The organism is Plantactinospora mayteni, from assembly GCF_016862935.1.
Classification (GTDB): domain Bacteria; phylum Actinomycetota; class Actinomycetes; order Mycobacteriales; family Micromonosporaceae; genus Plantactinospora; species Plantactinospora mayteni.
The window spans coordinates 183,946-207,623 of record NZ_BONX01000002.1 but is presented as its reverse complement, the minus strand read 5'-3'; the positions used below and the strand labels follow the sequence as shown (position 1 = coordinate 207,623).

At 72.2% G+C, this 23,678-nt stretch carries 25 protein-coding genes; 13 read left to right on the top strand and 12 right to left on the bottom strand.

The genetic code is table 11. The annotated features are described in order from the left end of the window. Window positions 1-303: 303 nt before the first annotated feature. Window positions 304-765, top strand: coding sequence for a peptide-methionine (R)-S-oxide reductase MsrB (msrB, locus tag Pma05_RS01355; RefSeq protein WP_203855373.1), 462 nt, complete (start codon window positions 304-306; stop codon window positions 763-765). 28 nt (window positions 766-793) lie between these two features. Here the strand turns inward: msrB and Pma05_RS01350 are convergent, their stop codons facing one another. The 4 genes from Pma05_RS01350 to Pma05_RS01335 form a co-directional block, all read right to left on the bottom strand. Continuing rightward, window positions 794-1,366 (bottom strand): S1 RNA-binding domain-containing protein, encoded by a 573-nt coding sequence (locus tag Pma05_RS01350; RefSeq protein ID WP_203855372.1) that lies wholly within the window; start codon window positions 1,364-1,366, stop codon window positions 794-796. Between the two features lie 127 nt (window positions 1,367-1,493). After that, window positions 1,494-2,618 carry an SdiA-regulated/phytase-like domain-containing protein gene (locus Pma05_RS01345; RefSeq protein WP_203855371.1) on the bottom strand — a complete coding sequence of 375 codons (1,125 nt, stop codon included), beginning with the start codon at window positions 2,616-2,618 and terminating at the stop codon, window positions 1,494-1,496. A 124-nt stretch (window positions 2,619-2,742) separates the two neighbouring features. Further along, window positions 2,743-3,786 (bottom strand): alpha/beta fold hydrolase, encoded by a 1,044-nt coding sequence (locus tag Pma05_RS01340; RefSeq protein ID WP_203855370.1) that lies wholly within the window; start codon window positions 3,784-3,786, stop codon window positions 2,743-2,745. Between the two features lie 24 nt (window positions 3,787-3,810). Further along, complete coding sequence (locus Pma05_RS01335) at window positions 3,811-4,401, bottom strand: TetR/AcrR family transcriptional regulator (protein WP_203855369.1); 591 nt, start codon at window positions 4,399-4,401, stop codon at window positions 3,811-3,813. Window positions 4,402-5,059: 658 nt separating this feature from the next. Here Pma05_RS01335 and Pma05_RS01330 point away from each other — a divergent pair. The 6 genes from Pma05_RS01330 (at window position 5,060) to Pma05_RS01305 (ending at window position 10,850) form a co-directional block, all read left to right on the top strand. Then, window positions 5,060-5,581, top strand: coding sequence for a flavin reductase family protein (locus Pma05_RS01330; protein WP_203855368.1), 522 nt, complete (start codon window positions 5,060-5,062; stop codon window positions 5,579-5,581). Window positions 5,582-5,646: 65 nt separating this feature from the next. After that, entirely contained in the window at window positions 5,647-6,738 is a 1,092-nt protein-coding gene (locus Pma05_RS01325) for an ABC transporter substrate-binding protein (RefSeq protein ID WP_203855367.1), read from the top strand. Next, window positions 6,735-7,643, top strand: a complete 909-nt coding sequence (locus Pma05_RS43335; RefSeq protein ID WP_275414624.1) for an ABC transporter permease — start codon at window positions 6,735-6,737, stop codon at window positions 7,641-7,643. The genes Pma05_RS01325 and Pma05_RS43335 overlap by 4 nt, the downstream gene beginning before the upstream one ends. Further along, window positions 7,619-8,455, top strand: coding sequence for an ABC transporter ATP-binding protein (locus Pma05_RS01315; protein ID WP_203855366.1), 837 nt, complete (start codon window positions 7,619-7,621; stop codon window positions 8,453-8,455). Before Pma05_RS43335 ends, Pma05_RS01315 begins: the two co-directional genes overlap by 25 nt. Continuing rightward, window positions 8,452-9,804: an LLM class flavin-dependent oxidoreductase gene (locus tag Pma05_RS01310; protein ID WP_203855365.1), complete on the top strand. Its 1,353-nt coding sequence runs from the start codon at window positions 8,452-8,454 to the stop codon at window positions 9,802-9,804. Before Pma05_RS01315 ends, Pma05_RS01310 begins: the two co-directional genes overlap by 4 nt. 8 nt (window positions 9,805-9,812) lie before the next feature. Then, window positions 9,813-10,850 carry an aldo/keto reductase gene (locus tag Pma05_RS01305; protein ID WP_203855364.1) on the top strand — a complete coding sequence of 346 codons (1,038 nt, stop codon included), beginning with the start codon at window positions 9,813-9,815 and terminating at the stop codon, window positions 10,848-10,850. Window positions 10,851-10,903: 53 nt separating this feature from the next. Here the strand turns inward: Pma05_RS01305 and Pma05_RS01300 are convergent, their stop codons facing one another. Next, entirely contained in the window at window positions 10,904-11,893 is a 990-nt protein-coding gene (locus tag Pma05_RS01300) for a glutathione S-transferase C-terminal domain-containing protein (RefSeq protein WP_203855363.1), read from the bottom strand. 123 nt (window positions 11,894-12,016) lie between these two features. Here Pma05_RS01300 and mycP point away from each other — a divergent pair, with 123 nt between their 5' ends. Together mycP and eccD are read left to right on the top strand one after the other, a co-directional pair. Beyond that, window positions 12,017-13,333 carry a type VII secretion-associated serine protease mycosin gene (mycP, locus tag Pma05_RS01295; protein WP_239311484.1) on the top strand — a complete coding sequence of 439 codons (1,317 nt, stop codon included), beginning with the start codon at window positions 12,017-12,019 and terminating at the stop codon, window positions 13,331-13,333. Window positions 13,334-13,526: 193 nt separating this feature from the next. Continuing rightward, window positions 13,527-14,906, top strand: coding sequence for a type VII secretion integral membrane protein EccD (gene eccD, locus Pma05_RS01290; protein ID WP_203855361.1), 1,380 nt, complete (start codon window positions 13,527-13,529; stop codon window positions 14,904-14,906). 55 nt (window positions 14,907-14,961) lie between these two features. Here eccD and Pma05_RS01285 read toward each other — a convergent pair whose 3' ends face one another. Both Pma05_RS01285 and Pma05_RS01280 read right to left on the bottom strand, forming a co-directional pair. Then, window positions 14,962-15,669: a hypothetical protein gene (locus tag Pma05_RS01285; protein ID WP_203855360.1), complete on the bottom strand. Its 708-nt coding sequence runs from the start codon at window positions 15,667-15,669 to the stop codon at window positions 14,962-14,964. A gap of 84 nt (window positions 15,670-15,753) precedes the next feature. After that, complete coding sequence (locus Pma05_RS01280; RefSeq protein WP_203855359.1) at window positions 15,754-17,007, bottom strand: type VII secretion protein EccE; 1,254 nt, start codon at window positions 17,005-17,007, stop codon at window positions 15,754-15,756. Window positions 17,008-17,065: 58 nt separating this feature from the next. Between Pma05_RS01280 and eccB the strand changes: the two genes are divergently transcribed. Beyond that, the gene (gene eccB / locus Pma05_RS01275; RefSeq protein ID WP_203855358.1) at window positions 17,066-18,538 is read left to right on the top strand and encodes a type VII secretion protein EccB; all 1,473 of its coding nucleotides are present in this window, start codon (window positions 17,066-17,068) and stop codon (window positions 18,536-18,538) included. 97 nt (window positions 18,539-18,635) lie between these two features. Here eccB and Pma05_RS01270 read toward each other — a convergent pair whose 3' ends face one another. The 5 genes from Pma05_RS01270 to Pma05_RS01250 form a co-directional block, all read right to left on the bottom strand. Next, a complete protein-coding gene (locus tag Pma05_RS01270; protein WP_203855357.1) occupies window positions 18,636-19,577 on the bottom strand; it encodes a hypothetical protein in 942 nt (313 codons plus the stop codon). Beyond that, window positions 19,574-19,942: a hypothetical protein gene (locus Pma05_RS01265; protein WP_203855356.1), complete on the bottom strand. Its 369-nt coding sequence runs from the start codon at window positions 19,940-19,942 to the stop codon at window positions 19,574-19,576. The genes Pma05_RS01270 and Pma05_RS01265 overlap by 4 nt, the downstream gene beginning before the upstream one ends. A gap of 49 nt (window positions 19,943-19,991) precedes the next feature. Beyond that, a complete protein-coding gene (locus tag Pma05_RS01260) occupies window positions 19,992-20,720 on the bottom strand; it encodes a hypothetical protein (protein WP_203855355.1) in 729 nt (242 codons plus the stop codon). 162 nt (window positions 20,721-20,882) lie between these two features. Beyond that, a complete protein-coding gene (locus tag Pma05_RS01255; RefSeq protein WP_203855354.1) occupies window positions 20,883-21,275 on the bottom strand; it encodes a YbaB/EbfC family nucleoid-associated protein in 393 nt (130 codons plus the stop codon). Then, window positions 21,272-21,727, bottom strand: coding sequence for a YbaB/EbfC family nucleoid-associated protein (locus Pma05_RS01250; RefSeq protein ID WP_203855353.1), 456 nt, complete (start codon window positions 21,725-21,727; stop codon window positions 21,272-21,274). The genes Pma05_RS01255 and Pma05_RS01250 overlap by 4 nt, the downstream gene beginning before the upstream one ends. A 100-nt stretch (window positions 21,728-21,827) precedes the next feature. Between Pma05_RS01250 and Pma05_RS01245 the strand changes: the two genes are divergently transcribed. From Pma05_RS01245 to Pma05_RS01235, 3 genes are read left to right on the top strand one after another with little or no spacing between them, the layout of a single operon-like run. Then, window positions 21,828-22,205, top strand: a complete 378-nt coding sequence (locus Pma05_RS01245) for a hypothetical protein (protein WP_203855352.1) — start codon at window positions 21,828-21,830, stop codon at window positions 22,203-22,205. Then, window positions 22,205-23,266 (top strand): hypothetical protein, encoded by a 1,062-nt coding sequence (locus Pma05_RS01240; RefSeq protein WP_203855351.1) that lies wholly within the window; start codon window positions 22,205-22,207, stop codon window positions 23,264-23,266. The genes Pma05_RS01245 and Pma05_RS01240 overlap by 1 nt, the downstream gene beginning before the upstream one ends. After that, complete coding sequence (locus tag Pma05_RS01235; RefSeq protein WP_203855350.1) at window positions 23,266-23,676, top strand: hypothetical protein; 411 nt, start codon at window positions 23,266-23,268, stop codon at window positions 23,674-23,676. Before Pma05_RS01240 ends, Pma05_RS01235 begins: the two co-directional genes overlap by 1 nt. The last annotated feature ends 2 nt before the right edge of the window (window positions 23,677-23,678 follow it).

Sequence of the window (23,678 nt, the reverse complement as noted above, 5' to 3'; positions counted from 1 at the left end):
CTTCACGTCAACTCCGGTCGGTCCGAGGTCTACCGACCGGACGTTGCCTGACCACCCGGCTCCGGTGACCATCGGCCCAACCGCACACGAACGGCTGTCCCGGGGCATCGCCGATGCAGATCGCCCGCGAGGAGGCAAGCCCGGGGCCGCCCGACCAGACCCACCACGGTCCGCCTCGCGGGGTTTCCGGTCGCCCCGGCCGGGTAGGGAAGTCCGGCTCTGCCGCCCGCGTGACCAGTGCCTTCCGGTGGCAGCCAGTGCCCGGCGCACCAGTGGCGGGCAGGATCCGGGCAAGGAGGACCGGTGGTGTCGAAGGAGTACCGCAAGGACCCGGAGGCGGTTTCCCGGCTGTCCCAGCAGCAGTACCACGTCACCCAGGAGAGCGGGACGGAACCGCCGTTCCGGAACGCTTACTGGGACAGCAAGGAGCCGGGCATCTACGTAGACGTCGTCTCCGGCGAGCCGCTGTTCGCCTCCGTCGACAAGTTCGACAGCGGTACCGGCTGGCCGAGCTTCACCGCCCCGATCGAACCGGCGAACGTCGTCCAGATCGACGACACGAGTCTCGGGATGGTCCGTACCGAGGTGCGGTCGGCGCACGGGGACAGCCATCTCGGCCATCTCTTCGACGACGGCCCACGGGACCGGGGCGGGATGCGGTACTGCATGAACTCCGCCGCGCTGCGCTTCGTCCCGCTGACCGACCTGGAACGCGAGGGCTACGGCGACTACCGCCGACTCTTCGACGGCGCCACCGGAAGCTGAGCCGGGCCAGGCAGTCGGTGGGGCTCGGTTAGCTGCCGGCGGTCGGATGAGCCTGCCGGCGGGAGAGCGCGACCCTGCGTCGTTCTCGGTCGATTTCGGTGACGACGACCGTGACCTCGTCGCCGACCTGGAGGACATCCGACGGAGCTTCAACGGGCGTCCAGCTGAGTTCCGATAGGTGGACCAGTCCCTCGATTCCCTCGGCGACCTGGACGGAGACGCCGATCGGCACCAGCTTGGTGACCCGTCCACGCAGTTTCTGCCCCACCGCAGTGCCGTCGGCGAATGCCCGGAACGGGTCTGGTTGTGTCGCTCGCAGCGACAGTCTGGCCTCCAGGTTCCAGTCGTCGAACTGGAGGAACTCGGCTGAGACGCGCTGTCCGACCCGCACGACGTCGGAGGGTGCCTCGAAGCGTCGCCAGGACAGTTCGGGCAGCGTGATGAACCCGACGCCGGGGAAGACCGGATGGTCGGGGCCGTCGTCCAGTGCCACGAATACGCCGAACCGTTCGATCGCGGTGACGGTGCCGGAAAGAAGCTCGCCGCGGTGCAGTGATTCCAGGTACGCCCAGAGTTCGGGGTGCTCAGACGATCCGCCCATGCTGTCCAACCTCTCACGAGAGGCTCTTTTCCGGACAGGAGGTCTCGTCACCCTGCGCTCTTGAGGGGATGGCCGCCTCAGCGGATGCCTTCCTCGTGAACCGGCGAGTACCTCTTCGGCGACGGCACTAGCGACCTCGGCCGGACGGCCGGCGGCGGGCTCGCCAGATGGCGAATCCGCCGGCCAGTACCAGGACCAGCAGGGTCAGCGCCACCGCGCCGACGAACCGGCCGGTGACGTCCCGGCTCGACTCCGCTACCCGGTCCAGGTCGGATTCCGTGCTGGCGGGAGTGGCGCGGGGACTGGCGCTGGGCGACGGGGAGGACTTCGGCTCCCGGTCCGCTATCGGATAGCGCAGCAGCACCGGGTCGGCCGCAGACTCGCCCTGCGCCTTCTCCGAGAGCGTGAACAGCGCCGTCCCGTCCGGGCCGTACGTGATCGCCTCGCCCTGCGGTTCGTCGGGCAGCGGGATGACCCGGGGCGTCCCCTCGGTGACGGCGCGGACCACGTCGCCGCCGGTGACGTCGAACTCCAGGGCGTCGGCGTAGGTGCGGAGTATCACCCGGCTGCCGTCCGGGGCGACGGCGCCGCCGGTGACGAGTTGCCGTCCGAAGATCGAGAACGGATTGCTGGTGGTGCTCCTGGGCAGGGTGAACTGGCCGACCTTGCGCAGCGGGGTGGTCTGCCCGGCCCGGAGCGCCCGGGCCGGCGCGTAGAGACCGGGTGTACCCGGGTCCTTGGTGACGATGATCGGGGTGCCGTCGCCGGAGAGCAGCAGCGCCTCCGCGTCGTGCGCGCCGTCCGGATAGCTGATCCGGTGCAGCACCGGCGACTCGGCGCCCGGGGCCAGTTTCCAGAGCGCCACGGTCTCGCGTACCCGGTCGTTGTCGCCGATGTCGCCGACCCAGATCGTGCCGTCCGGCGCCCGGGTCAGGTCCTCGGTGTCCCGGGGCCGGGACGGGTAGCGCACGGCGCGGGTCACCGCGCAGTTCCGGTCGAGGAAGAAGATCCGCCGCCGGTTGTCCACATCGGAGCTGTCGTTGACCACCACGTAGCCGTCCTCGGTGGCGGCCAGCCCGGAGACCTCGGGCAGCCGTTCGTCGTCGACGGTGCAGACCGGGGTACCGGCGGCGGCGCGGACGCCGACCGCCACCTGCCCGGGGGGCTGCCCGGCGGCGGCCGGCCGGCCTGCGGCGCCGCCGACCGGGAGGACCAGCACCGCCGCCGCCACGAGGGTCACCAGGCGCCGCATCCGGCAAGTGTGGCACGGGGTTTCACGTTCCGGGCCGGTACCCGGCGAGGGTCAGCCCATCGCGGGACGTCGGCGGTGGTGCCGAGCGTGGTCCGGTCCGTCGTGCCGCCGCTGCCGCCCGGGGTCAGGCCACCTCCTGCGGTGCCGGCAGCACATCCGCCGGTGCTACCGGGAGGGTGTCTTCCTGCTTCTGCGGTGCCGGAAGCGCATCCGCCGGCGTTACCGGGCGCACCTCGGGCCGGGTTCCGGTCTCGCGGACGAAGTCGACCGCCCGGAGTACGACCTCGGGGTCGGCCAGGATGCGGCCGTGCCCGAGCCCGGTGGTGCGGTGCAGCCGGCCCGGCCAGGCGGTGGCGATGGTGGCGCCGTCGGCGGGGTCCACCTCGCGGTCGTTGCGGTCCTGCACGACCAGCAGCGGCGGCAGTTCGCCGGCCTGTCGGGCCCGGGTGCCCAGGTCGAAGTCGGTGATCGAACGGCCGACCAGCGACTCCATCATCGCGACGAGCCGGTCACCGACCACCGGGCCGATGCCCAGGGTGCGGCGGAACGCCCCGATGTAGGGGAGCGGGTCGGCCAGTGGGGCGATCATCACCAGCCGGCGTACCGGCAGCCCGTCGAGGACGGCGAGCCCGGTCGCGCTGGCGCCGAGCGAGTGGGCGATCACGGCGTGCGCCGGGCCGTGTGCCCGGACGACCGCGGTCAGCGCGTCGGCGAACTCGCTGAGTGTGGCGCGGTGCGGGCCGAGCGCGCCCGGTCCGGACCGGCCGTGGCTGAGCGCGTCCCAGGCGACCACCCGGTAGCCGGCCGCCACCAGGGTGGGGACGAATCCGTGCAGCTGGGTGGCGGAGCCGCCCCAGCCGTGCGCCAGGTAGACGAAGGGGCCGCTGCCCCAGGCCCGGCCGGTGACCGTACCGCCGTTGACGTCGACGGTGAACGGGGCGCCGTCGTACGGTCCGGTGAAGGTGGCGGCGGGTCCGGCCGGCACCGTGGGGGCGGTGCCGCGGCGGCGGGGCGGGGTGCACCAGAGCCGCAGCGCGAGCCGGCCACCGGCCTCCGGCGCCAGGTGTTCGAGGGCACGGAAGACGACCCGTAGTCCACCACTGGCGGCGGCGCGGCGAAAGGAACGAACGATCGTGCTTTTTTTGCGTCGGGCGTGTGGGCTGGTCATGGCGACTCCTCGGGTTGGGTACGTTCAGTCGGACGTGGCTCGGGCGGCGTCCAGCAGGGCCTCGAAGGCCCGTCGGGTCCAGGTCTCGGCGCGTGGGTCGTCCAGCAGGCGTTTCGCGTGGAAGGCGCCGAGCATGACGCTCTGAAGGTCGTGGGCGAACTGCTCGGGGTCGGCGGCCTCGCTGAACTGCCCCTCCGCGACGCCGGTACGGAAGATCTGCGCGATCACGTCCAAGAGGTCCTTGTGGTCGACCACCAGTTGGTCCCGGACCGGGCCGGGCTGGTCGTCGAACTCGGTGGACGCCGAGACGAAGAGGCAGGCCGAGGGGAGGCTGACACTGCGGTACCAGTTGTCGAAGAGCGCCCGCATCCGGGCCTCGCCCCGGGGTGCGCGCAGAGCCGGCCGGATCACCTCGGCGGTGAAGGCGTCCCGGGCGTAGCCGAGCACCTGGAGGTGCAGCGCCTCCTTGGAGCGGAAGTGCGCGAAGAGGCCGCTCTTGGACATGTCGAGCCGGGCGGCGAGCGAACCGATCGTGAGGCCGCCGAGACCGAGCCGACTCGCGACCTCGGTCGCCTCCGCCAGCACCGCCTGTCGGGTGGCCGCGCCCTTGCTCACCCGGTATTGATAGCACGACCGTTCGCATGTCGCCAAGGTCGCCCCGCCGCCCGAGGGCGATCGGGTCGGAGCCGACCGTGGGCCGGATTAACCTAGAAATCCTACCGTCAAAGTAGGTATTAGGTCAACGGAATCGCGCCCCGACGTGCGAAGAACGACATCGAAGGCATCAGACGTTGACACCACGACGGCCGCCGGGTGAACTCGACTCATGTCCAGCGAGCTGCGGCTGACGATCCGCGGCCACATCGACTTCGGTCGGGTGTGGTCGAGTTCCTGTCTGAGCTGACCGGCTGCCACCCCTCCCGTCGGCACGCCGTAACCGGCACCTGCCGACCGTGGGATCCACCTCGGGCCATCCGCCGCGCCAACCGGTGCCGCCGCCTACGCGTCGACCTGGCGCGGCACGCCAACGCGGGCTGTTCCCGCTGACCTCGACCGTCCCGGCCGTTTGCCGGTCGCGTCGCCGGGCCACCGCCCGCTGATCCCGCCACAAGGCACCCCGCCGTATCCCGCCGCACACCGTCGTGTTGGCGACCTCACGCACCGCTCCGCCGATGCGGGCGCTCCACCCTCCACGGTGGACCCGCAGCGGAGATCGTCGACGCCCAGCCGCGCCGCCGCCGGCGGCAGTTCTCCGATGGTTAGGAGAGACGCCATGACCATCACCGATGTCACCCCGATCGACACCCCGGCCGACGCCCCGATCGATACGGGGCGGTTCCGGGCACTGCTGCGCCGGCAGGCCGCCTCGGTGACGGTGGTGACCGCCGCCGGGGAACCGCCGGTCGGCTTCACCGCGACCTCGTTCACCTCGGTCTCGCTGCATCCGCCGCTGGTCTCGTTCTGCCTGTCCCGGACGTCGTCGAGCTGGCCGACCGTGGCCCGTACCGGGCACGTCGCCGTACACCTGCTGGCGCAGGGGCAGCACGAGGTGGCCCGTACGTTCGCGACCAGCGGCATCGACCGGTTCGCCCGGCACCCCGGATGGCAGCCCGGCCCGTACGGGGTGCCGCTGCTGGACGGGCCGGTGGCCTGGCTGGTGTGCCGGGTCGTCGAACGCGTGATCGCCGGTGACCACGCGATCGTGCTGGCCGAGCCGCTGGCTGGCGAGCAGACCGAGGACGGCGGGGCGCCGCTGCTCTACCACATGGGCCGGTACGCCTCGCTCGCCGCCTGATCCCCCACGTCCCTCCCTTCGATCCAGTCCGCCGGCCCGTCGGGCCATTCGTGCAGGAGTCCGCCATGTCATCTCCGCCCCTTTCCGCCCTGCCCCGTTCGGGGCCGCCGGTGCTCCGTCGGCGTACCTTCCTCGGCGCCGCCCTCGGGGTCGCCGTGGCCGGACTCGCCGGCTGTGCCGACGACGCGGCCCCCACGGTCCGGCTGGCCTTCGACGCGCCACTGCCGGCGGAGGTACCGGACGGCACGGTGCTGCGGGTCGGCGACAAGGAACTCCAGAAGGCGATCGAGTTCTCCGGCGAGGCGGGGAAGTTCAGCTTCGAGGTCTCCTGGGCGAACATCAGCGGCGGTCCACAGACTCTGGAGGCGTTCCGGGCCGACGCGCTGGACATCGGCTCGGTCGCCGACATCCCGCCGATCCACGCCGCCTGGACCGGGCTGCCCACCCGGATCGTCGCGGCCAAGTTCCGGCAGGACCCGGTCAACCACCCGATCTACCAGCTCGGCATCGCTCCCGGTGCCGGCGTCGGCAGCCTGGCCGACCTGCGCGGCAAGCGGATCGCCTACAGCCCCGGGCAGGCGCAGGGCGCGCTGGTGCTCCGGGTACTGCACCAGGCCGGACTGGCCAAGGAGGATGTCAAGCTGGTCGAGCTGGCCAGCACCGGCGACGTGTACCCGACCGCGCTGGCCAGCCGCCAGGTCGACGCGGCACCGATCGGCGGCATCAACATCAAGCGCTACCTGGCCAAGTACGGCCGGGACGGCGGCACCACCATCTCGCACGGACTGCGGGACGACCCCGGCCACCTCTACGCCCCGGAGCGCATCCTCCAGGACTCCGCGAAGGCGGCGGCGATCCGCGAGTACGTCCAGCGCTGGGCGCGGGCCTGGGTGTGGATCGAGCAGAACCCGGACGAGTGGATCGACCGGTACTACGTCCAGGACCAGGGACTGTCCCGAGAGGACGGTCAGTGGCTGGTCGACAACGCCGGGGTGCCGGAGATCCCGGCCGACTGGTCCGAGGTGATCGCCCGGCACCAGCAGACCATCGACCTGCTCGCCAGGGAGACCGGAAACAAGCCGCTGAACGCGGTCGACCTGTACGACCGGCGCTACGAGCCGCTCGGCGCCGCCGCGTTCGGGGAGGGGCTGAAGTGACCACCCAGGCTGATCCGGTGACCACCCGGCCGTCCCCGTCCCCGTCCCCGTCCCCGCCCCCGACCCCGTCTCCGGCTCCGGAGCGGAAGTCGGCGAGCCCGGCGGCGCGGCGACCGGATGCCCGCCGTCGACGGCGGCTCGGACCGGGCCGGCCGATCCCGTTCGGCGCGGCGGTCGGGCCGCTGCTGCTGCTCGCGGTCTGGTCGCTCGGCTCGCTGACCGGCCTGCTCGACGAGCGGACCCTGTCGGCGCCGTGGACGGTGCTGGCCACCACCGGTGACCTGATCGCCAGCGGGCGGCTCCAGGAGAGCCTGCTGATCTCCACCCAGCGGGCCGGGCTCGGCCTGGCCTTCGGGGTGCTGATCGGCACCGTGCTGGCCCTGGTCGCCGGGCTGAGCCGGTGGGGCGAGGCGGTGATCGACGGGCCGGTGCAGATCAAGCGGGCGATCCCGGCGCTGGCGCTGCTGCCGCTGCTGATCCTCTGGCTCGGCATCGACGAGCGGATGAAGGTCGTCACCATCGTGCTCGGCGTCTTCGTACCGGTCTACATCCACACCCACAACGGGCTGCGCAGCATCGACCAGCGTTACGTGGAGTTGGCCGAGTCGCTGCGGCTCCGCCCCACCCAGTTCGTCCGCCGGGTGGTGCTGCCGGGCGCGCTGCCCGGCTTCCTGCTCGGCCTCCGGTTCGCGGTGGTCTCCGCCTGGCTCGCCCTGGTCGTGGTCGAGCAGATCAACTCGACCAGCGGGATCGGCTACATGATGGAGCTGGCCCGACAGTACGGCCAGACCGACATCATCATCGTCGGCCTGGTGCTTTACGGCATCCTCGGACTGCTCTCCGACGGCGCCGTCCGGCTCGTGCAGAGGAGGGCCCTGTCATGGCGCCGCACCCTGGCGGACTGACCGTCCACACGGACGTACACGTCGACACCGAAGTACACGTCGACATCGAAGGGCACGCCGGCACCGGGTCGGTGGTCCGGGTGCGTGGCCTGACCCGGCGCTTCGGTGGGCGTACCGTGCTCGACGGGCTCGACCTGGAGATCGGCGAGAACGAGTTCGTCGCGCTGCTGGGGCGCAGCGGCTCGGGCAAGAGCACCCTGCTGCGGGCGCTCGCCGGGCTCGACCCGGACGTGGCCGGCGACGGGGAGGTCGACGTACCGGCGAACTCCTCGGTGATCTTCCAGGACGCCCGGCTGCTGCCCTGGCAGCGGGTACTGGCCAACGTGGTCCTCGGTGCCAGCGGCGCGGCGGCGGTCCGGCGCGGCCAGGAGCGGCTTGCCGAGGTCGGGCTGGCCGGGCGGGAGCGGGCCTGGCCCAACCAGCTCTCCGGCGGCGAACAGCAGCGGGTCGCGCTGGCCCGTGCGCTGGTCGGCGAGCCGAGACTGCTGCTCGCCGACGAGCCGTTCGGCGCGCTGGACGCGCTGACCCGGATCCGGATGCACGGCCTGCTCCGCGAGCTGTGCGAGCGGCACCGGCCGGCGGTGCTGCTGGTCACCCACGACGTGGACGAGGCGGTCGCGCTCGCCGACCGGGTACTGGTGCTGGAGGAGGGCCGGATCACCGTGGACACCCCGATCGAGCTGCCGGCGCCGCGCCAGCACCGGCATCCGCGCTTCCTGGAACACCGCGAGCGGCTGCTCGCCGCCCTGGGCGTCACCCAGGAACCGGCTTCGCCCGGCGGGCGCCCCGCGACCGAGGAGACTTCCCGATGAGCCGGCGACCGGGCACGCTGCACCTGAACGCGTTCCTGATGGGAGTCGGGCACCACGAGGCGGCCTGGCGGCTGCCCGAGAGCGACCCGTTCGCGCACACCGACGTCGGGCACTTCCAGGAACTGGCCCGGATCGCCGAGCGTGGCAAGCTCGACTCGCTGTTCCTGGCCGACAGCCCGGTGCTGTGGAACAACGTCGGCCGTCGGCCGTCCGGGGCGCTGGAGCCGACCGTACTGCTCACCGCGCTGGCCGGGGTGACCGAGCACATCGGACTGATCGCGACCGCGTCCACGACGTACAACGAGCCGTTCAACCTGGCCCGGCGGTTCGCCTCGGTGGACCATGTCAGCGGCGGCCGGGCCGGCTGGAACATCGTGACCACGGCCGGCGCGGACGCGGCCCGCAACTTCAACCTCGACGAGCTGCCCGCGCACCGGGACCGCTACCAGCGGGCCGCCGAGTTCATCGAGGTGTCGCGCAAACTCTGGGACAGTTGGGCCGACGACGCGGCGCTCGGGGACAAGGCGGCCGGGGTCTGGGGCGACCAGGAGCGGATCTACCCACCCCGGCACGTCGGGCGGTACTTCAAGGTGGCCGGGGCGCTCAACGTGCCGCGCCCGCCGCAGGGCTATCCGCTGCTGGTCCAGGCCGGCTCCTCGGAGGACGGCAAGGAGCTGGCCGCCCGGTACGCCGAGGCGGTCTTCACCGCCCAGCAGACCCTGGCCGAGGCGCAGGCGTTCTACACCGACCTGAAGGCCCGCACCCGAGCGCTCGGCCGGGACCCGGACGGGATCAGGATCCTGCCCGGCATCGTGCCGGTGCTGGGCGGAACCGAGGCGGAGGCGCACGCTCTGGCCGACGAGCTGGACCGGCTGATCGTGCCGGAGTACGCCAAGCGGCAGCTCGCCATCACGCTCGGCATCTCCCCGGACGACCTGCACCTGGACCGGGAACTGCCGGCCGAGCTGCCCGCCGAGGAGCAGATCGAGGGGGCGAAGAGCCGGCGTACCCTGGTCGTCGCGCTGGCCCGCCGGGAGCGGCTGACCGTACGCCAGCTCATCGGCCGGCTCGGCGGTGGTCGCGGGCACCGCACCTTCGCCGGTACGCCGGAGCAGGTCGCCGACGCTGTCGAGGACTGGTGGCAGAACGGGGCCGCCGACGGCTTCAACGTGATGCCGCCGGTGCTCCCCTCCGGGCTGGCCGCCTTCGTCGAGCAGGTGGTGCCGATCCTGCAACGGCGCGGGCTGTTCCGCACCGAATACGCCGGTCGTACCCTCCGGGACAACTACGGCCTGCCCCGCCCGGCCAACCAGTTTCGCGCCGACGCCCTCGCGACGTCCGTCTCCTAAGGAGTGACATGGTCGACTACCGGCCCTTTGGCCGTACCGGAGTCCTGGTCAGCCCGCTGACCCTGGGCGCGATGAACTTCGGCAGCCGGGGCAACCCGGACCACGACGACAGCATCCGGATCATCCACCGGGCCCTGGACGAGGGCATCAACGTGATCGACACCGCCGACGTCTACTCGCAGGGCGAGTCGGAGGAGATCGTCGGCAGGGCGCTCGCCGACGGTCGCCGGGACGAGGTCTTCCTGGCCACCAAGTTCCACGGCCAGATCGGCGACAGCCCGCACCACCGGGGCAACTCGCGGCGGTGGATCGTCCGGGAGGTGGAGCAGAGCCTGCGCCGGCTGGGTACCGACTGGATCGACCTCTACCAGGTGCACCGGCCGGAGCCGGAGACCGACTTCGACGAGACCCTCGGCGCGCTCAGCGATCTCGTGCACCAGGGCAAGGTGCGGTACATCGGCACGTCCACCTTCGAGCCGTCGGCGATCGTCGAGGGGCAGTGGATCGCGCAGCGCCGGGGGCGGGAGCGGGTGGTCAGCGAGCAGCCGCCGTACTCGATCCTGGCCCGGGCGGTCGAGCGCGAGGTGCTGCCGGTGGCCCAGCGGTACGGCCTGGCGGTCATCCCGTGGAGCCCGCTGGCCGGCGGCTGGCTCGCCGGCCGCTACCACCGGGGGCTGACCGAGCCGATCTCCCGGCGGGCGGACCGCTTCCCGGGCCGGTTCGACCCCCGGTTGCCGGCGAACGTGCGCAAGCTGGCGGCGGTGGAGGCGCTCGGCACCCTCGCCGCCGAGGCGGGACTCTCGCTGATCCACCTGGCCATCGCCTTCGTGCTGGAGCATCCGGCGGTCAGCTCCGCGATCATCGGTCCCCGGACGCTGGAGCACCTGGAGTCCCAACTCGGTGCCGCCAAGGTGACGCTCTCCCGGGACGTGCTCGACCGGATCGACGAGATCGTGCCGCCCGGCACCACGCTGAACCCGGCCGACACCGGCTACCAGCCGCCGGCGCTGGCCGATCCGGCGGCGCGTCGCCGGTCGGCCGGCTGACCCGGCCGCACCGACCATCCGGGAAGGTTGTCGGCGGCCCGCTCGGCCTGCCGTCAGACGGGGATGCCGGACGCCGGGCCGGAGCGGCGTCGGTCGCGACCCCGGGGCGGTCCGGCCGGCGCGGCCTGGCCTGGCCGGTCCGCCGGGGCGTGCCAGTCCGGCAGCACCGCATCGGCGACGGTGAACGAGCTGAAGTCGGTGGTCCGCCGGAAGGCCGGCAGGGTGTAGAGATCCCGCGCGTACGCCCACAGGTGCGGGTAGGCCGCCAGGCCGGGGCAGATCGTCCGGCGGGAGTTCGGTCCGACGTCGAACCGGACCAGGGTCACCCAGAGCCGGATGTCCGCCTCGGTCAGGTGCGGACCGACCAGGTAGCGCCGGGTCGCCAGCCGGGCGTCGAGGGTGGCGAACGCGTCGAGCAGCGTCGCTCGGGCGGCGGCACCCTCCGTACCCGGCCGGGCGACGGCCTGCGCTCCGTGGTTGACCGCCGGGCCGAGCCAGGCGTCGTACTCCTCGATCTCGTCGCGGTACTCCTCCGGGTACGTCTCGACGATCGGGGTGGCGTGCCGGCGGAACGCGGTGGCGAGGTCGATGCCGATCGTCCGGAAGTCGTTGCTGACCACCCCGGCGGTGGCCCGGTCCCACAGCATCGGTACCGAGACGTGGCCGTCGAAGCCCTCCTCGGTCGCCTCGTACGCCTGGCGGAGCAGGGCGAACCCGTTCACCGGGTCCGGCCCGTGCTGCTCCCGGAACGCCCAGCCGCGCCCGTCCCGATGGTTGTCCACATAGGAGACGCTGAGCACGTCGGTGAGCCCGGCGAGGGCCCGGGTGATGGTGACCCGCTGCGACCACGGGCAGAACCAGCCGGCGTAGAGGTGGTAGCGGCCGACCCGGGGAGTGAAACCGGCCGGGCTCTCCTCGGTGATCCGTCCGGTGAACCGGTAGCGCGGGCGCGGGTCGTCGGCCCGCGTGGCGATCCGGTATTCGCCGTAGGTGGCGGTGTCGACCGGGCTGGCCAGCCGACTGAAGCGCGACAGTCTCGGCATCGGAGACCTCCGGTGGCTCGGCGCGGGCTAGCCGACCTAATCCTATGTGGGAAGTAGGATATGCGTCCAGATCCCCGGGACGAGTGGAGTCGCTCCGGCCGCGCGTGGCGGCATAATGCGGGGGTGCGAGCTGACCTGGACGCGCGCCGGAACCGGTCTCCGGTGGCGGTCGCGGCGCCGCGCCGACCGAGGCGGTTCCCGGCGCGGCGTACGGTGCGTGCAGTGGCCGCGCTGCTGGCAGTCGGCCTGGTCGCCCCGGCCGGCGCCCCGGCAGCGGCCACCCCGTCGAGCCGGTACGCTGCCGCGCGCTGCGGCCCGAGCGTCACCGACGCGCTCTCCGCCGCCCCGTGGCCACTGACCCGGCTCCGCCCCGATCTGGCCTGGCCGTTGAGCACCGGAGTGGGAGTCAGGGTCGCGGTCGTCGACTCCGGCGTCTCCGCCGACCACCCCACCCTGGCCGGCAAGGTGCTGCCCGGCCGGGACCTGCTCTCCGGCTCCGGCGGCGACGGCCAGTGCGACGAGAACGGGCACGGCACCCTGATCGCCGGAATCATCGCCGGCCGGGAGGCGGTCAGCGCCGGCTTCCGCTTCTACGGCGTGGCACCCGGAGCCGAGATCGTGCCGGTACGCGTGCTCCGCGACCAGCGCAGGTCGGAGGAGGCCGACCTCTCCGGGCGGATCGCCGAGGCGATCCGGTGGGCGGTCGCCGACGCCGACGCCGACGTGGTCAACCTGTCGCTGACCACCCCGCCGACCCAGCAGTTGCAGGCGGCCATCGCGCACGCCATCGCCCGGCGGGTCGTGGTGGTCGCCGCCGCCGGCAACACCGGCGAGTCGGGTGTGGAGGCAGGCCAGCCCACCTTTCCGGCGGCCTATCCCGGGGTGATCGCGGTCGCCGGGGTGAACGCCGCCGACGCGCACGTGCAGTCGTCGACCAGCGGCGACTTCGTGGACGTGGCGGCACCCGGCGAGCGGATCGCCGGCCCGGCGGCGGCCGGCGGGGGCTACCTGTTCACCGCCGAGGGGGGCACGAGCTTCGCCACCGGGTACGTCTCCGGGCTGGCCGCGCTGATCCGGGCGTACGACCCGACGCTGTCACCCGGCCAGGTGGCGGACCGGATCACCCAGACTGCCGACCACCCCGACGGGCTGTGGAACTCCCAGGTCGGGCACGGGCTGATCAATCCGGTACGCGCGGTCGGCGCCCTGCGCCCGGCCGACGCACCGGACCCGGGAGCCGCCGGCAGTGTGTCGCGCCCGGTCGCCCGCCCGTCCCCACTGCGCGCGGTGAGCGTCGCATCCGGGGTGATCGCCGTGGTCGGCGTCGCGCTGGCGCTACTGCTCCTGGCGTCCGTACCGGTCATCCGACGGGGACGGCGCCGTGGCTGGCGGACGGCGCGAAAGGCCGCGGCCGAACCGTCCCGGACGGGCCGGCAGTGACCGCGGCAGCACGAACGTCGACGTCTCGCCCAGATGGTGCACGGCGGCGGTTGCCGGCCGGCACACTGTCCATTCTCGAACGAGCGGGCGCCGCCACCGGTGCCGAGCAGGGCTTTCGGCAGCGTCCGGTCGCCGCCACGACCGGGCGTCGCGGATGATAATGTCCCGGCATCGTCGACCTGGAGGTTGAGGCGTGGCCAGTGGGTTCAGCCGGGTCACGGTAGTAGCGCCACGCAGTCGCGTCGATCTCGCGCTGCCTGCGGACGTACCACTGGCCGATCTGCTGCCGACGGTGCTCGGCTACGCCGGCGACGAGTTGGCCGACGACCCGGCGGCGCGCAACGGCTGGACGCTGTCCCGGATGGGCGGTGCGGCGCTGGACAGTTCGCGCAGTCCCGCCCAGCTCGAGGTACGCGACGGCGAGCTGCTCTACCTGCGGCCCCGGGGTGAGGAGGCGCCGCTACCGGTCTTCGACGACGTGGTCGACGCCGTCGCCACGGCCGCCCGGGAACGCACCGGCCGGTGGAGTCCGGCCGCGACCCGGGCGCTCGGCCTCACCCTCGGGGTGCTGGCACTGGTCGGCGGCGCGGTCGCAGTGCTGCTCGCCGGCCCGCCGCAGCTTCCGGGCGGCCTGGTCGGGCTCGGCCTCTCCGCCGCGCTGCTGCTCGGCGCGGTGGTGCTGGCCCGGGCGGTCGGCGACGCGCGGAGCGCCACGGTCTTCGCGCTGGTGGCGCTCGTTTACGCGGCCGTCGGGGGCCTGTTGGTGGTGGCCGAGGACCGGACCGTCGGCCAACTCGCCCCGCCGCACGTGCTCGTCGCCGCGACCGCGGTGGTGCTGGCGGTGGCGGCCGCCGCGATCGGTGTCGGCGACGCCGAACCGGTCTTCCTGTGCGGCGCTGCCTGCGCGGCGGCGCTGCTCGTCGCCGCCGCCATCCGGGTGCTCTTCGACGTGGGCACCCCGGCCGCGGCGGCGGTCACCGTGACGCTGGTCTTCGCGACGCTTCCGCTGCTGCCGATGTTCGCCTACCGGCTCGGCCGGCTGCCGGATCCGTCGGTGCCGAGCGATCCCGAGCATCTCCGCCAGGACGAGCACTCCGTCGACGGCCGCCAGACGCTCACCCGCTCCGACCGGGCCGCCGCGTTCCTGGCCGGCATGCTGAGCGCGCTGGCGATCATCGGTGCCGTGGCCGCCGTCGCCGTCTCCTCCGACGGCATCCGAGGGCTGGCCCTCTGCGTCGTACTGGGGTTGACGATGATGGCCCGGGCCCGCTGGTTCCTGAGCCGGGCGCAGCGGCTGCCGCTGCTGGGCGGCGGCGCCGTGGCACTGGCCGCTGCCGTGGTCGCCGCCTACGACGACCTCGGCCTCGCGTGGCGCCTCACGCTCCTCCTCGGGGTGCTGCTGGTGATCGCCGCGATCAGCATCGGCTTCGCGCTCGCCGGAGGACGCCGGCCGAGTTCACCGGTCTGGGGGCGCACCCTGGACATCCTTGAGGTGGTACTGATCCTTGCCATCTTCCCGCTGGCGGTCTGGGTCGGCGGCCTGCTCGGCTGGATCCGCGCCATCCGCGGCTGACCGCCCGACGTCGGCCGCCGCTCGGCTGTGCTCGGCGCCATGGCGGCGGGGGCAGTCAGCCGAAGAGTTGGCGTTCGAATCGGGTCGGGGTGAGCCAGACATACCGGGTGGATCCGCCGCCGAACGCGGCGACCATCTCGTTCCGCATGGTGCACAGCGTCGACCACCCTTCCCTGGGCAGGTCGAGCGCCGAACCGACCAGCGCCGCCTCCGGCTGGGTCAGCCGCTGCACCAGCACCACGTCGGCGCCGGCCAGCACCGGTACGCCGGCCGGAGTCAGCCGGGGCAGCACGGTGAGTTGGGTCTCCCAAGCCCGGGTCGGTGGCCGCCGTTCCGGGCCGTGCACGCCGACGTCGCGGAGCCGGAGCAGCGGTCGGGCCAGGGCGGCCGGCTCGTCGCCACCGGGATAGGCCGAGCGCCACACCCGGTCACCGGCGCCACCGGCGGCCCTGTCCAGGGCGAGCCAGTGCGCCATCGTGGCAATCGTGCCGACCGCCGCCGGATTGACCGCGTCCACGGCTTCGACCGCGACGCGCGCGCCATGGCCGAGACAGCGGAACAGCAGCACCTGGGCGGTCCACCAGTCGCCGACGAACGCCACGGTGAGCGGCTCGGGGCGGAACAGGCGCAGCGGCACCGGCTGGTTCGCGCCGTCCCGGCCCAACATCACGCCGATGGCGTCGACGTCGACGGCGAGCCGGCCGAGCAGGTCGCCGACGAGCCGGCGCTCCGGGGCTACGGTCTTCGGATCACCGGTCGGCATCGCACCTCCCCGAGGCATCCGGTGCTGTTCCGGTCGCGGTCCCGGACAAGGCCGGGTCCGGCCGCGCCGGTCGACGGGTCGAGATCACCGGGAAACCAGTCCCAGCGTGGCGCCGGTCGGTGCGGTCGCGTACACCCCGGTGGCGTGCTCACCGTTGAGTCGGACGAGTCGGACGCCCGCGCTGGCGGCGTTGGCCAGCAACTGCCGGACACAGGCATCGACCGACTCCGGTGCCGCGGTGACGCGTACCAGGGTCCGGGCCGTTGCCGCTCCGCGGTGCGGGGTGCCCGAGTCATGGCGGCGACCGAACACCACCGCGACGCTCACGTCGACAGCGGACGGAACCTGCGTCAGCGCCCGCAGCAGGTCCACCGACGTGTTCGCCGCCTTGCCCACCGAAATGTTCGCCGAGGGTTTCGCTGGCGGGTTTCCTGGTGGTTTCGCCGGCCAGGAGCGTACCGCGAAGCAGACCTGCACCCGGTGCTGTCCCTGCCAGCGTGACCACCGTTCCTGGGCCGGTACGGGCGCTGCCACGCCGTCCAGGCCGCACGAGTACGCCAGCGCCTGGCGCAGGCCGTCCCCGTCCAACACGGTGTGTTCGATGCCGAGGTTGGTCAACCCGGTGCCCACCCGCGCGAGCGCGGCGGCGAGCGCGCGGTGTACGCCTGCCGGCCCGCCCCCGCGATCCGCCGCCATCGGCACCGCGTCGGGGGCGGCGAGCCGGGTCGCGATCCACACATCGTGGTGCGCCGGGACCGAGAGCATCCGGCACAGCTCCAGATAGGACTGCGTGGCAGCGGTGCGCGGGTCGACGTCGGCGACCGGCAGGGCCGAGTGCCGCACGACGACCTGTAGGGTACTGGCCGGCAGTGCCGGATCGGCCGCCAGGCCGGCGAGCCAGTCGAGCCGCAGCGTCGCGCGGTGGTCGCCGGAGAGCGCGTCGGGGTGGCGCACCGCGATCGCCGCGAACCAGCCCAGCGCGTCCTGGCCCACCCCGATCGTGCCGGACCGGTCGGTGACGGTGGTGGTGCTCGGCCCCGGCGGAAGTATGGCCAGCAGTGGATCGTACGCCCAGGCGCGGTGCGGCGAGCGCAGTCTGGCGCGGCGTCGGCGGGCCAGCCGGAGCCGAGCACCCGCGACCTCGTACCACCAGCGTCCGCCGGACCGACCGAACGTGCCGACGAGCAGGACGGCGGCGACGGCCCCGGTCAGCGCACCCTGCCCCGGCGAGAGTGCGTAGACGGCCGTGCCGACCGCGAAGAGCGTCAGCTCGACCGCGACGAGCTGTACCGTGCCGAACCGGCCCGTGGGTCGACCGACAGCCATCAACTCCGGCATGGTCCACACTGTACGGCCCAGCGGTATGATGCCGCATCGGGTCGAAGGCAGGGTGGCGATGCGCAGTCGTCGGGAACAGGTCCAGGCATACCGGTTTCTCATCCGGCGGATCGTCTCCGCACTACTCTCCGGCGAACCGGAGACGAACGAGCTGCCGATGCGGCGGTTCGCCCTAGCGATGCTCGGCAGCCTGCTGGTCGCGGTGCTGCTCTTCGCCGGGTTCGGCGTCTACGGGCTGCTCAGGCCGGGCGGTCGTCAGCCGGTGGAGAACGCGATCATCGTGGAGCGGAACACCGGAGCGAAGTTCATCTACACCCAGGGTCGGCTGCACCCGGTGCTCAACTGGACGTCCGCACTTCTCATCCTGGGTCAGCCGGAGCCGGCCGTGCGGACGATGGCGGAGAGCTCACTTCGGATGGTGCCGCGTGGGCTGCCGATCGGGATACCCGGCGCACCCGACTCGCTGCCGGCGAAGTCGGCCCTGCTGGGCCTGCCGGTCAGTGTGTGCAGCGCGCCCCGCTCGCTGACCTCGGTCGCCCGCGCCACGCATGTGCTGGTCGGCTGGGCGCCCAGCGGTGGCACGCCGGTCGGCCGGCAGGGCCTGCTGGTCAGCGTCGACGGCGGCGAGCGCTACCTGCTCTGGGACGGGCACCGGCTGCGGGTACGCGGCAACGGCGTACTCGCCGCGCTGGGCTGGGCCGGGATCGCCCCGGTGGCGGTGGGCGAGGCATTCCTCAACTCCGTACCGCCGGGGCCGGACCTAACGGCGCTTGCGCCGCCGGGCGCCGGCACACCGGCCCGGCAGTCGGTCGCGGGCGAGGCGACCCGGGTCGGCCAGTTGTTCCGGGCGGCCGGCAAGTCCTATGTGATGCTCGCCGACGGGCTCGCCCCGGTCGGCGCGGTCACCGCCCGGCTCCTCGAAGCCGTCGGGCATACGGCCAGGGAGATCCCGGCGCAGGAGGCCGGCCGGGTGATCGTGGACACCCCGGCCGAACCGCCCGGGCTGCCAGACGAGGTCCCCGAGGTACGGGGCGCCCAGATCTCGACCCCGATGGTGTGCGCGAGCTACCGGGACGACGGCGGTGCGGCGGAGCATCCCGTCACCGTCGAAGCCTTCGGCAGGGTCCCCGAGGAGGTCCCGCCGATCGACGAGCCGGCGACGGAGGTGCGGGCCGGGGCGGACGGGGTCCGGCCGGCGGACCGGGTCGCACTGCCGGGCGGGCACGCGGCCCTGGTGCGGGCCGCCAACCCGATCGGCGCCAACGCCGCCGGCAATGTCTATCTCGTCACCGACCAGGGGTTGAAGTTTCCGCTGTCCCGCCCGGAGTTGGAGAAGGTGCAGACCTCGCTCGGCTATGCGGGTGCCCGGCCGGTGCAGGTGCCGGCGAGCATCCTGGCACTGCTGCCGACCGGGGTCGCGCTCGACCCGGAGGCCGCACTGCGACTCTCACCACTGCCGACGGTCGGCCCGGCAGGCCCTACAGCCGGGTCCGCTGCCCCGGCGCCGGACCCAACGCCAGGGCCGAGCTGACGCGCGCCGAGGACCAGGGGCCGCGCCATGCGTGAACTCGGCCCCGGTCCCCGCCGCCGTGTCTGGGTGTGTGGGACCGGCGCCGGCCGGTGCGGCACTACCTGGGGGAGGGACGGTACTCGTTCTTGCCAGTCCCGGCCCCACCGTCGAGAACGACCCGATTGTTCTCCTCCCGGACCCGCATGTAGAGCCGGTCGTTGAACGGGTTCGGCCATTCGCGGTCGACGCCGTACTGCCCCGGTTCGGGCTGCCCCGCCTGGGTCAGTCCCTCTCGCGAGTCGATCAGCGCCTTCATCAGAAGCGCCTGGAACCCGATGTTCGTTTTGGAGAGCCCCTCGGTGAACTTCGCGTTCAGATACAGGTTCATGAATTGCGAGTACTGGCCGCCGTCGATGAGGAGAGTCGGGTTGCCGAGTCCGATCCGGGATAGGAACATCGTTAGGCTGTACGCCAGGTTCACCCAGGCCGCGTAGCTGAAACACGCCGAAACGAACGCGGTGGACAGGTAGGTGTGTGCCCGGTTCGCCATCGTCGCCGTGACCGCCACCGCATTGGACTGGTTCGCGATCTGGGAGGTGTACGCGTCGTAGAACTTCCCCTCCCAGCTCTTGTCCGCCGCCCTGCCCGCGTAGTCCAGGTCGCGGTCGAAGCCGCGCGGGCCCATGTTGTCCCGCACCTTGTCGCTCGCCATCTGGATCTTCTGCCACATCTGGATGTCGTCGAGTACGGCGAACGGCACCGTCGACGCCTCCCTCATGAACCGCGTGGACTCGGCCAACACCCGTTCCGCGAGCTCCAGCAGCCCGCGGACGTGCGCGGGGATGATGATCTTCCAGCTGCTTGTATTGATCCTGTTGGCCTCCTTCTGGAGTTCCCCCAGGATTTCGGACAACTTCCGCAGCAGCTGTTGCAGTTGCTCGCGCGTTTCGGGCACACCGAGGCTCCCGATGTCCGGTATCAGCCCCTTGTTGTTCGCCCAGGACTCCCGCAGCAGACGCTCGATTCTGGGCAGCAGGACTGGGACGCCTGGGATGATCATCGCTTCATCCCCGGTGAGTTGCCGGCTGGATGCTGAGGGTTGGCGGTGATCGCGTCCTGTAGCTTGCGGAGGCGTTGCACGGCCTGCTGCTCCTCGGCCTGGAACTTGTCGTTGGCGATCAGGAGGAACTCGCCGATCGTCGACCAGACCGCCGCGCCCTCCGAGTAGCGTGCGGTCATCTTCGCGACGAGCGCCTCGTGCTGGGGCATCAACTCAGCGAAGATGCCGGGTTCGCTCAGACTGCGGAACCGGGACCGGCTCAGCAAGGAGCCGGCGTCGGCCAGATTCTTCGACTCTTCCTGCCACTTCTTGCTATGCCTCTGTGCTCGCTCTGCGTTAAACGCGAAGGTGTCGCGATCGGCCATGGGTGAGGATCCCTTCGGTCCTGGCGGGTGGGAGGCTGGATGGAGGCGGTCAGGTCGGCCGGATCATGGCCAGCAACTCCGCAGTCAGCGCCTGGAGCCGCACGGTCGCCGCCGTCGGCGCGGCGATGCCGTCGGGCAGCTCGGCTCGGGCGGATGCCAGGGCCCGGTTGAGCTCCTCGGTCAGCTCCTCGGCCGACAGCTCGGCCGCCCAGTGCGGGTCCACGGCGCACGACAGGGTGCCGTCGGAGCGCAGGGTCAGCGTCAACTTGCCGAACCCGGTGACGCCGGTGCCCTGGGGTGGTTCCATGTCGGCGGGGTCGAACGGCTCACTCAGCACATCGTTGAACTCCCGCAGCACCGCGTCGAGCGGGCGCGGCGTGATCCGTGCGGCGCTTTCCATCATCGAGTTGACGCTCTGCCGCAGCGCGTCGGCGTAGGGCTCCAGCTCATCGGGTGTCCCAGTCGACTCGCCGGTCTCCGATTTCGTACGTTCATCGAGCGCCTCGGACCAGTGTTCCGCCCGCTTTTCGACCGCAGCCCGACCCGCCTCGGTGACAGCCGCACCGATCGACTCCGACCCGAGTGTTCGCTGCCAGTCCTGGCCGACGTCGATCGACTCGGGCAGGCCGTCCGGGCCGAGTACGAGCCGTACAGTTCCGCTGCGATCGGTGGTCTCGACCCGCCCGGGTGCCGTGGCCCGGATGGCGGCGGCGGTCATTTCCACCCATGCCAGGTCCTGCGCTATCTCTCGAAGCTCGGGCGGGAAGTTGTCAGCCATCGGCGATCTCCTCGTCGGGTGAATGGCAACCTAACACCGGGGGCCGCGTTAGACGGCGGGCCTTTGGTCAAGAGTCGGTAGCGTACGGTGCGGAGCCAGCAAGCCGGCAGCATCGACCTCGCGGATGAGACTCGCGGTGGCATAGCCATGCGGATCCCAGGGTCACGAGCGCCGTGCCCGGCGGATCAGCCGCTCGCACTCGGCCACCTCGGGCGGGGTCAGGTCGCCGGCCGCCTGCCCGTACGCCTCGCGGGCCTGTAGCTGGGTGGCGCGGAGCACCCGGGTGACCACCTCGCCGAGCCGGACGTGGTTGTACTGACGCAGCGCGCCGCCGCGCAGCCGGACCTCGGTGACCGAACCCGACCCGGTCACTCGGACACTCACCCGGCGGTCCCGGCTGTGCCCCTCCACCTCGGTCGCGGCGAGGCGGCGCAGTGCGCCGTCCATCCCGTCGAGCGCGGCAATCGCCCGTCGGGCCATCTCCTCGTATCGTGTCTCGTCGTGCGGTGAGTACACCAGCGGTTCGAGGTCGTCCGCGTCGTCGTGCCCGCTCACCCGTCGGCCCTCCCCACCACTCCGCCGGGCAGACCCGGCAGTTCCGCCCCGGCATCCGGTGCCAGGTCGGCGGTTCGCCAGTCGTCCGCGCCGGCCCGCTCCCGACCCGGCCCGGCGTGCTGCGGCGCGGGCGCCGCCACCTCGACGGCGAGTGCGCCGAGGGCGTCGCCGAGGACCTGTTGCGCGGCGGCGACCGCGGCCAGGACCGCCTCCTCGACCACCGCCGGTTCGTGTCGGGCGATCGTCTTCGCGAACGTCACGGTGACCACGATGCCCTGGCCGTCGACCACGGCCGTGACGAGACGGGCGGAATCGGTGCCCTGGTAGGTGCCGGCCAGCAGCCGTTGCCACTCCGCCTCCGTCCGGGCTATCGACGCCTCCAGCGCTGCCAGTTCGGTGGCGGGCATCTCCACGGTGGAGGCGCTCGGATCGGGCGGCTGGTCTGTCGACATCGCAACCTCCGCAGCGTTGGGAGTCGGCCCGGTCGGCACTATATTTTACCGAGACAATCTCGATGTTCCTCCGCACGATGCACGGTCACATACTTGGAGGATGGCGTTGAGCACTTTGGATGGTTCCGGCTCTGTCGGCGGGCCCGAGTTCCGGGCAGACCTGCCGGAGCTGCAGACGGCGGCCACCCGGATCGCGAGCCTCGCCGATGACTATCGTGGCTCCTTCACACCGATCATCGGCGCGGTCGAGGGCACAGTGGCGGGCAACGCGGGTTTGCCCAGCTTCAGCACGATGTCTCACTTCTACACCGCCGTCGTCTCGGCCGCGATCCGGACCGTCGCCGACGAGCTGGACACGCAGGCGGTGCAGGTCCGGCAGGCGGCGCAGCACTTCGAGGAGGTCGACCTGGAGCAGCGGCAGCGGGCCGCGGCGCTGCACTTCGACCCCCGACTGGGCTCGGGACCGGGGGTGGCGTGATGGGCACGGTGACCTTCATGGGCCTGCAACTGTCGAACCCGGCCGTGATCAGTTCACTTCTCACCCCCGTTGTCCAGTCCTTCGTCAACAGCATGACCAACACCACGACCAACTTCGGCACCGCGTCCACACTGCCGAACCTGGTCGGCGCGACCGGCACCGCCCAACAGGATCGCCGTACCATCGCGTTGAACGCGTTGCAGCAGGTCATCGGCGCGGTCGCGCAGGCCCAGTTGACCACCAAGACCAGCGGCACCCAGTTGCAGACCACGAAGACACAGCTCGACGCGATCGTCGCCAGCGCGACCGCGAGCGGCTATCAGGTGCTGCCGACCGGACAGGTGGTCCCCGGCCCGGCCCAGCGGGCGCACTGCGTGGCCACCTGGTCGCACGGTGGCGCCGCCAAGTGGGCGATGTACCAGGCGAGAGCGGCGCAGTACACGGCGCAGATCCAAGCCACCACCACGCAGGCGTCGACGTTGGACACACAGCTCACCGCGGCGCTGGTGAAGCTGGCCACCGACTACCTCACCAGCCTGTTCACGAAGCAGTCCGGCGCGGCGACCACGTCGCTGCCGACCGTGCCAGGTGTCCAGCCGGCACCGATCCTCCCGACACCGACCCTTCCGACACCGATCAGCCCCGGCATCGGCCAGATGCCGACGACGCTTCCCGCCGTCGCCGAGCCGGTCATCACCGCCGATGCCGGTCTGCCGGGCGCGACCGCCCTGGCCGGGGCGGGCGGTCCCCTCGGTGGCGCGGGCGCCAGCCTGGCCGGGGTGAGCCTGAGCGGGGCGCCGGCCGGCAACTCCGCCGCGACCATGCAGGGTGGTGCCGCCGGGGTCGGCGTCGGCATGGCCGGGATCGGCGCCCCGGGGGCCGGCACGTCGGCTGGAGCCGGCCGGGCGGTCGCCGGTGCCGGTGTGCCCATGATGGGCGTCGGTGGCTTCGGTGGTCATGCCAGTGCCGGTGAGCCCGACGAGCACGAGGCCACAGGCTGGCTGGTCGAGGATGGCGATTCATGGCACCCGGGCGACGCGCCGGACGGGGTGATCGGCTGATGGCGGCTGGCCAGCCCGGCTTCGACACGGCGATGCGTCAGGTCGGCGAGTTGCAGGTCGACGTCGCTCACCTGGAGCGGGTCAGCGAGTACCTCCGGGTCCTCCAGGACCAGATTCCACACGTGCGGCAGACGGTCCAGTCGGCGCACGAGGTGGTCGATTCAGGTGGCCAGCACCGGCACAGCGCCCTCGGCAGCTTCAACATCGACGAGGTGAACCATCCCGAGATGGACGGTCTCGTGCGGCGTCTACGGCGTACGCACGACGCGGTCGCGGGCAACCTCGCTGATCTGGAGAGCTGCCTGCGGGACACCGCGCAGGCGGTCGCGGCGATCGCGAAACTCTACGACACCGTGGAGGAACGCAACCGGCTCGCCGCGGCCGACGTTCTCAAGCGACTTCCGCGCTGAGG